6 protein-coding genes are annotated in these 8,914 nt (G+C 63.5%); 5 read left to right on the forward strand and 1 reads right to left on the reverse strand.

Annotation, left to right across the window (positions count from 1 at the left end):
- The 5 genes from ACODSM_RS10240 (at window position 1) to ACODSM_RS10260 (ending at window position 8,516) form a co-directional block, all read left to right on the forward strand.
- The gene (locus tag ACODSM_RS10240) at window positions 1–1,704 is read left to right on the forward strand and encodes a two-component system sensor histidine kinase NtrB (protein WP_488805180.1); all 1,704 of its coding nucleotides are present in this window, start codon (window positions 1–3) and stop codon (window positions 1,702–1,704) included.
- 12 nt (window positions 1,705–1,716) lie between these two features.
- Window positions 1,717–3,255: a sigma-54-dependent transcriptional regulator gene (locus ACODSM_RS10245; protein ID WP_488805181.1), complete on the forward strand. Its 1,539-nt coding sequence runs from the start codon at window positions 1,717–1,719 to the stop codon at window positions 3,253–3,255.
- Window positions 3,239–3,868 carry a 1,6-anhydro-N-acetylmuramyl-L-alanine amidase AmpD gene (gene ampD / locus ACODSM_RS10250; RefSeq protein ID WP_488805182.1) on the forward strand — a complete coding sequence of 210 codons (630 nt, stop codon included), beginning with the start codon at window positions 3,239–3,241 and terminating at the stop codon, window positions 3,866–3,868. Before ACODSM_RS10245 ends, ampD begins: the two co-directional genes overlap by 17 nt.
- Window positions 3,869–4,244: 376 nt before the next feature.
- A complete protein-coding gene (locus ACODSM_RS10255) occupies window positions 4,245–7,184 on the forward strand; it encodes a ribonucleoside-diphosphate reductase subunit alpha (protein WP_488805183.1) in 2,940 nt (979 codons plus the stop codon).
- A gap of 135 nt (window positions 7,185–7,319) precedes the next feature.
- Window positions 7,320–8,516, forward strand: a complete 1,197-nt coding sequence (locus ACODSM_RS10260; protein WP_295942528.1) for a ribonucleotide-diphosphate reductase subunit beta — start codon at window positions 7,320–7,322, stop codon at window positions 8,514–8,516.
- A 93-nt stretch (window positions 8,517–8,609) separates the two neighbouring features.
- Here ACODSM_RS10260 and ACODSM_RS10265 read toward each other — a convergent pair.
- The coding region (locus ACODSM_RS10265) for a hypothetical protein (RefSeq protein ID WP_488805184.1) at window positions 8,610–8,914 on the reverse strand (305 nt) is incomplete at its 5' end.

Consider the following 8,914-nt stretch of genomic DNA (forward strand, 5'->3'; position numbering starts at 1 on the left):
ATGCAAGCAGCGCCCGCAGGCCCACTGCCGCTTTCCGCAGACGCTCCCTTCGCACGGCTGTGGCTCGGTTTTCTGACGGGCCGCGTGATGGTTGCCCTGGCACTTTTGGTGCTGCAGGGGGCCGGGCAGCTGATCAATCAAGCGGCGGCGCCTTCCGTGCTCGCAGTCTGCGTGGCCTATCTCGTGGCCACCGTGGTGCTGCGGGTGCTGTCGCGCAAAGCCCCGCCGTCGCCCAGCGCCGGCCCGCAGTGGCTACCCTCCATCGGGGTGGACCTGGCCGCGATCACCGCGCTGCAGCTCTTGCATGCGGGCGCCATGAACTACACGCCGCTGTTCGGACTGCCCATCCTGATCGCTGCGGTCATGGGCACGCTGACCCTGGCCCTGGGCACCACCGCGGCAGTCACGCTGCTGCTGCTGGGCTGGGCCTGGTGGGTGGGCCAGTACAGCACGGGCGACGAAGGCCAGCGCTACCTGCAAAGTGCGCTGACTGGCACGGGCTATTTCATCGTGAGCTACCTGGTGCACCAGCTCGCCACCCGCCTGGCACGCGAGCAGGAAGTGGCACAACAAAGCCAGATCGCAGCCCGCGTACAGACCCAGGTCAGTGCACTGGTCATCCAGAACCTGACCGATGGCGTACTGGTGGTGGACGAAAACGACCTGGTGCGCATTGCCAACCCCGCAGGGCTGCAGCTGTTGGGTGGCGTGGCACTGACCGAGTTGCCGTTTGCCCTGACCTCCACCGCGCCGTGGCACCCCCTGGTGATTTTGGCGCGGCGCACCTTCCGTCACGAACAGCCCCAGACGGCCGATGTTGATCTGCTGCACGAAGGCCAGAGCCCCACCGGCCTGCATGTGCGCACCTGGCTCACGTCCACCCGCAATGCGGCCTTGCAGACGCACTCCGAGCGGCTGTGCGTGATGTTCCTGCACGATCTGCGGGAAATGGAAGCGCGGCTGCGCACCGAAAAACTCGCGGCCATGGGCCGCATGTCTGCCGCTGTGGCCCACGAAATCCGCAACCCACTGGCCGCCATCGTGCAGGCCAATGCCCTGCTGGAAGAAGACCTGCACGAGCCAGCACAAAAGCGCCTGGCGCACATGGTGCAGCAGAACGCCGACCGCTTGGCACGCATTGCCGAAGAGGTGCTGGACATTGCCCGCGTGCAGCACCAGATCAGCCACGCCCCCGCCTCCACCGTGGTGCTGGACGAAACCGTCGCCCAGATCTGGAACGACTGGCAGGCCCAGGACCCCGCGCGGCGGCGCGCCATGGTGTCGCTGGATACCGGTGCCACCCAGGTGGAGTTTGACGCCGAGCACCTGCGCCGCGTTCTGGTCAACCTACTGGACAACGCCCTGCGCTACATGGGCCCGGAGCCCGACTCGCTGTCGGTGACCACGCGCAATACGCCTGCCGGCCAGGTCAGCCTGCAGGTGTGGAGCGACGGAGCGCCCATGGACAAATCCGTGGAGCGGCATCTGTTCGAGCCCTTCTTCTCGTCCGAGAGCCGCTCCAGCGGCCTGGGCCTCTATATTTGCCGGGAGCTGTGCCAGCGCCATGGCGCCTCCATCAGCTACCAGCGCCTGAACCGCCCCACCGCACGCGGAGACATCGGAGGCAACGCCTTCACCGTGGGCTTCCGCCGCACGACCCGCCCCGCCGACAATGCCACCTTGTTTGACACCATCGTGGTCTGACTGCTGCCCCCAATGAACGCCCCTGCCGCCTCCATCCTTGTCGTTGACGACGAACCCGATCTGCGCACCCTGTACGAGCTCACCTTGCTGCGTGAGGGCTACCGGGTCGAGACGGCGTCCAACGTGCAGGAGGCCCGCGAGCAGCTCAAGGCCCAGCGTTTTGACGCGGTGATCACTGACATGCGACTGCCTGACGGGTTCGGCATGGAGCTGCTGCAGGACCTGCGCGACCAGCAGCGCCGGGAGCGCTGCGTGGTCATGACCGCCTACGGATCGGCAGAAAATGCGGTCGAGGCGCTGCGCGCCGGGGCCTTCGATTACCTCACCAAGCCCGTGGACCTCAAGCAGTTCCGCTCGGTGGTGGCCTCGGCCATCCAGGGCACCGGCGGAGTCCCCCCTCCGCGTGCGGCACGCAGCAACGGCTCCAGCCGGTCTCCCAATGCGGCGGCGGCCAGCGAATTCGGCAGTGCCAACGCCGCCCTGGATCGCCTGGTGGGCGAGTCCGACGCCATCCGCAACGTCAAACAGCGCGTGGCCAAGGTGTCGCGCGGCATGGCGCCCGTGCTGATCCATGGTGAGTCGGGCACCGGCAAGGAGTTGGTGGCCCAGGCCTTGCACGCCAGCAGCCAGCGCGCGGATGGCCCCCTGGTCGCCGTGAACTGCGGAGCCATCCCTGAAAACCTGCTGGAAGCCGAATTCTTTGGTGCCCGAAAGGGCTCCTACACCGGGGCTTCGCAAGACCGTGACGGCTACTTCCAGGCCGCACGCGGGGGCACCCTGTTCCTCGACGAAATCGGTGACCTGCCGCTGGCGATGCAATCCAAGTTGTTGCGCGCCATCCAGGAGCGCAGCGTGCGGCCGCTGGGCTCCACCCAGGAAGAAACCGTGGACGTGCGCATCGTCAGCGCTACCCACCGCGACTTGGCAGCCGATGTCCAGGCCGGCCGGTTCCGCCAGGATCTGTACTACCGGCTCAATGTGATCGAGATCGTCATCCCGCCGCTGCGCGAACGTCGGGAGGATTTGCCCGCACTGTGTGCAGCACTGCTCACCCGCATTGCCAACGAGTCCGGCATGCCGGTACCCCAGCTCACCGACCGCGCACTGAACGCTATCGCCGCCCACCCGCTGACCGGAAACGTCCGCGAGCTGGAAAACCTGCTGCACCGTGCAGTGGCGTTGAGCGATGGGGACGAGTTGCAGGTGGATGCACCCAGCGGCGCGGCAGAGGTGCAGATGGCGCGGCCCGCGACACCCGCGTTGGCCACTGCGGCAGAGGGTTCGGCCGGCGGCACCTCCGTCCCGTCCGATGCCGCTCCAACCCAGCAGCACTTGGCCAGCGGATGCACCGTGCCCCTCCCCAGCGACCTGCAGGCCTGGCTGGATCAGCAAGAGCGCGAGATCCTGATCCGCGCGCTCAAAGAATCCGGATTCAACCGCACGGCCACGGCGGCACGCCTGGGCATCAGCCTGCGCCAGATTCGCTACCGCATTGCCCGCCTGAACATCGCGGTACCCAACGACCAGGACCCGCATGACGACCAGGGCTGACAGCGCCCGGGCAGCAGCCCCCACGCATTGGGACGGCGGATGGCACCTGGCGGCACAGCGGCTGGCATCACCGAACTACGGACCACGCCCCGTACAGGCCTCGGGGGTGGACCTGATCGTGGTGCATTCCATCAGTCTGCCCCCGGGTGAATACGGTGGCTGCGCCGTGCAACAGCTGTTCACCAACACTTTGGACTGGGACGCGCACCCTTACTACCAGAGCATTCGCGGACTGCAGGTGTCCGCCCATTTTTTCATCGAGCGCACCGGTGCGCTGTGGCAGTTTGTGGATTGCGACCAGCGAGCCTGGCATGCGGGGCAATCGTTCTACCGAGGCAGAAGCCAGTGCAACGACGATTCCATCGGCATTGAACTGGAAGGCCTGGAGGGCCTCACCTTCGAGTCCGCCCAATACGAGACACTGGCCCGGGTCTGCCAGGACATTGCGCAGCGTTACCCCATCAAGCACATCGCGGGGCATGAACACATCGCCCCGGGGCGCAAGCTTGACCCCGGCCCGGGGTTTGACTGGTCCAGGCTGCAACAGGCCCTGGACTGGCCAGTGCAGCGATTCCCGCAAGGCACACAGACAGGCCCGCAGCAGCTTCGCTGACGCCGCGCTTTCACTGTCGCACGGGCGCATCAAGGCAATTTTTTCTTTGTGCGTTCGCACATATTTTTGCAGCCAAGCACTGCGCGGCCTAGCGCAGGAAATCCGCCGCCAAGGTACGCCACTGCGAGGTTTTGCATCGCCCACATCACGTTTACAAGGGTTCGCCGCAGGTGCCGATTGCCAAGGCAACGGGGTTGGGAACATGCTGTTTCGGTTTTGGGGACTCATTCCGGCGGTACACTACCGGTAGTGTCTTGAACCGCCTCGACACACCATATATAGTGTGCGCCAGGCTGAAGTCCGGTGCAGCACCCACACCCTGCGGCGGCGCTCCAGGCCGCACGCCACCCCAGACAGCCCACAGAAGAGGACACCCATGCAAGCTGCTTTGAACACGCCTTCCCCATCGCCCACCGCCTCTGCGGATACCGCCACACACGCTGCAGCGGCCGCAGCTTCCGGGCACCCGCTCACGCATTACCAGATCATTCGCCGCAACGGCGCGGTGGTGCCGTTCGAGCCCCAGAAAATTGCAGTGGCGATGATGAAGGCGTTTCTGGCAGTGCACGGCACGCAGGGCGCCGCCTCTGCCAGCGTGCGCGAGGTGGTAGACACGCTCACCCAGAACGTGGTCCGCGCCCTGATGCGCTCGCGCCCGGGCGGCGGCACCTTCCATATTGAAGATGTGCAGGACCAGGTCGAGCTGGGCCTGATGCGCGGCGAGCACCACGAAGTCGCCCGCGCCTACGTGCTGTACCGCGAGCGCCGCACGCAGGAGCGCGCCCACCACCAGGAACAGCTCGCTCCCGCCACCCCGGTGATGCACGTGATCGACAACGGCCAACGTGTGCAGCTGGACATCCTGCGCCTGCACGCATTGATCGAGTCGGCCTGCGCCAACCTGGGCGCTGACATCAAGGCCGCTCCCATCGTCGCCGAGACCATGCGCAACCTGTATGACGGCGTTCCCATGGACGAGGTCTACAAGGCATCCATTCTGGCCGCCCGCACCCTGATCGAAAAAGATCCCGACTACACCTACGCCACGGCCCGCTTGCTGCTGCATACCATCGTGCGTGAGGTGCTGGGGCGTGACGTGACCCAAAGCGACATGGGCCAGGCCTACAAGGACTATTTCCCCTCCTTCATCCAGAAGGGGGTGGACAACGAGCTGCTGGATGAGCGCCTGCTCAAGCAATACGATCTGAACCGCCTGGGCGCTGCGCTCAAGGCCGAGCGCGACCTGCAGTTCGATTACCTCGGCCTGCAGACGCTGTACGACCGCTACTTCCTGCACGTCAAGAAGACCCGCATCGAGCTGCCCCAGGCCTTCTTCATGCGTGTGGCCATGGGCCTGGCACTGAACGAAACCGACCGCGAGGCACGGGCCATCGAGTTCTACGAAGTGCTGTCCAGCTTCGACTTCATGTCCAGCACGCCCACGCTGTTCAACAGCGGCACGCTGCGCTCGCAGCTGTCGAGCTGCTACCTGACCACGGTGCCGGACGACCTCGATGGCATCTACGAGTCCATCAAGGAAAACGCCCTGCTGTCCAAGTTCGCGGGCGGCCTGGGCAACGACTGGACGCGCGTGCGCGCCCTGGGCAGCCACATCAAGGGCACCAACGGCGAATCGCAAGGCGTAGTGCCATTCCTGAAGGTGGTGAACGACACGGCCGTGGCAGTGAACCAGGGCGGCAAGCGCAAGGGCGCCGTCTGTACGTACCTGGAAACCTGGCACCTGGACATCGAAGAGTTCCTGGAACTGCGCAAGAACACCGGCGATGACCGCCGCCGCACGCACGACATGAACACGGCGAACTGGATTCCCGACCTGTTCATGCGCCGCGTGATGGAAAAGGGCACCTGGACCCTGTTCTCGCCCTCCAACGTGCCGGATCTGCACGATCTGTTCGGTGCCGACTTTGAAAAGGCCTACGTGGCCTACGAAGAAAAGGCCGCACGCGGCGAGATCAAGCCCGCCAAGACCGTGCAGGCCACCGACCTCTGGCGCAAGATTCTGACCATGCTGTTTGAAACCGGCCATCCCTGGATCACGTTCAAGGATGCCTGCAACGTGCGCTCGCCCCAGCAGCACGCTGGCGTGGTGCACTCGTCCAATCTGTGCACCGAGATCACGCTGAACACCAGCGACACCGAAACTGCCGTTTGCAACCTCGGCTCGGTCAACCTGCTGCAGCACATCAAAGACGGCCAGATCGATCACGAGAAGCTCAAGAAGACCATCACCGTGGCCATGCGCATGCTGGACAACGTGATCGACATCAACTACTACGCCGTGAACAAGGCCCGCGACTCCAACCTGCGCCATCGCCCCGTGGGCCTGGGCGTGATGGCCTTCCAGGACAGCCTGTATGCGCTGCGCATTCCTTATGCCTCGCAGGAAGCGGTGGAATTCGCCGACAAGTCGATGGAAGCCATCTGCTACTACGCTTATTGGGCGTCCACCGAGCTCGCCAAGGAACGCGGCCAGTACTCCAGCTACAAGGGTTCGCTGTGGGACCGCGGCATCCTGCCGTTTGATACGCTGGACATGCTTGCCAAGGCCCGTGGCGGTTATGTGGAAGTGGACCGCTCGTCCACGATGGACTGGGACGCGCTGCGCAAGAAGATTGCGCAGGACGGCATGCGCAACTCCAACTGCGTGGCCATTGCGCCCACCGCCACCATCTCCAACATCATCGGCGTGGATGCCTCGATCGAGCCCTCGTTTGGCAACCTGTCGGTCAAGTCCAACCTGTCGGGCGAGTTCACCGTGATCAACAGCGGGCTGGTGCGCGATCTCAAACGCCTGGGCCTGTGGGACGACGTGATGATCATGGACCTCAAGCACTTCAAGGGTTCGCTGCATCCCATTGACCGCGTGCCGCAGGACATCAAGGCGCTGTACTCCACAGCTTTTGAAGTCGAGCCCCAGTGGCTGGTTGAGGCCGCATCGCGCCGCCAGAAGTGGATCGATCAGGCACAGAGCCTGAACATCTACATGGCTGGCGCATCGGGCAAGAAGCTCGACGACACCTACAAGCTGGCATGGGTCCGTGGCCTCAAGACCACGTACTACCTGCGCACGCAAAGCGCCACACACGTCGAGATGAGCACCGTGAACACGCGCCAGCTCAATGCCGTGTCGTCGGGTGGAGACAGCGGCGCATCGGCAGCTTCTGCCACGGCGCAAGCGCAGCCCAGCCCGCTGGAAGCCGCTGCTGCAGCTGCTGCTCAACAGGCCGCGGCGGTGCCAGCGACGGACGTGAAGTTCTGCGCCATCGACGATCCTGGCTGCGAGGCCTGCCAGTAAGCACTTTGCGAGCAACGCTTCGGAATCGCCCGGGGCGTTGCTTCGGTGCTGTGAAGCAACAAAACCTTGCTGCACAACGCTTCAGTGCTTTTCTTTTCGCAGCACTGCTTTCATAATCCGAACACTGGAAAATCTATGTTGACCTGGGACGAAGAAGTCAAGCCCTCATCGCAAAATCAACTGGACGGCGGTCTGCCCAACAACCGCCAGGTGGGACAACCGCCTCTCGCTTTCCAGACACCTTCGCTGCAACCCGTGGGCGCCGCGTCCACCGCAGCACACACCTCCACGACATCCGTCACTGCTGCAGCGCATCGCCGCGTCAATGCAGCTGACAAGCGCATCATCAACGGCCAGACCGACGTCAACCAGTTGGTGCCCTTCAAGTACAAGTGGGCGTGGGAAAAATACCTGGCCACCTGCGCTAACCACTGGATGCCCCAAGAGGTGAACATGACGCGCGACATCGCGTTGTGGAAGGACCCCAACGGCCTGACCGACGACGAGCGCCGCATCATCAAGCGCAACCTCGGCTTCTTCGTCACCGCCGACTCGCTGGCCGCCAACAACATCGTGCTGGGCACTTACCGCCACATCACTGCCCCTGAGTGCCGCCAGTTCCTGCTGCGCCAGGCCTTCGAAGAAGCGATCCACACCCACGCCTACCAGTACATCGTCGAGTCGCTGGGCCTAGATGAGAGCGAGATCTTCAACGCCTATAACGAAGTCCAGTCGATCCGTGACAAGGACGAGTTCCTGATCCCCTTCATCGAAGCGATCATGGACCCATCCTTCAAAACCGGTACCCCCGAAACCGACCAGACCCTGCTCAAATCGCTGATCGTTTTTGCCTGCCTGATGGAAGGCCTTTTCTTCTACGTGGGCTTCACGCAAATCCTGGCGCTGGGTCGGCAGAACAAGATGACGGGCGCTGCAGAGCAGTACCAGTACATCCTGCGCGACGAGTCGATGCACTGCAACTTCGGCATCGATCTGATCAACCAGCTCAAGCTGGAAAACCCGCACCTGTGGACGGCGGAATTCAAGGCCGAGATCAAGGCACTGTTCCTCAAGGCTGTCGAGCTGGAGTACCGCTACGCCGAAGACACCATGCCCCGTGGCGTGCTGGGCATGAACGCCTCCATGTTCAAGGGCTACCTGCGCTATATCGCCAACCGCCGCGCAACGCAGATCGGGCTGGAGACACTGTTCCCCAACGAAGAAAACCCGTTCCCGTGGATGAGCGAGATGATCGACCTCAAGAAGGAACGCAACTTCTTCGAGACCCGGGTTATTGAATACCAGTCCGGTGGTGCGCTGTCCTGGGACTAGCGCCTTTTTTTGCAGGCCACACCACATGGATTTTTACACCACGCCCAGCACCGACAGCGCCGCAGAGTGCTGCCCTGCGAGGCGTTCCCGTGTTCATGGAGATGGAGTTTTGATCCATCTCCATGGATCGCTTTCTGTCCACTGCAGACAGGGAGTGCTCTTTGCAAATTGACCCAAGGAGAACATGATGGCAACTGCGAAAAAACCGGCCGCTAAAAAGGCTGTTCCCGCGAAGAAGGCTGCAACGGCCAAACCCGTAGCCGCAAAGAAGGCTGCACCTGCCAAGAAGGCAGCAGCGCCGGCAAAGAAAGCCGCTCCTGCCAAGAAGGCCGTAGCTGCGAAAAAGGCTGCACCCGCCAAGAAGGCAGCAGCACCGGCAAAGAAAGCCGCTCCCGCCA

This window comes from Acidovorax sp. FG42 (genome assembly GCF_057809195.1).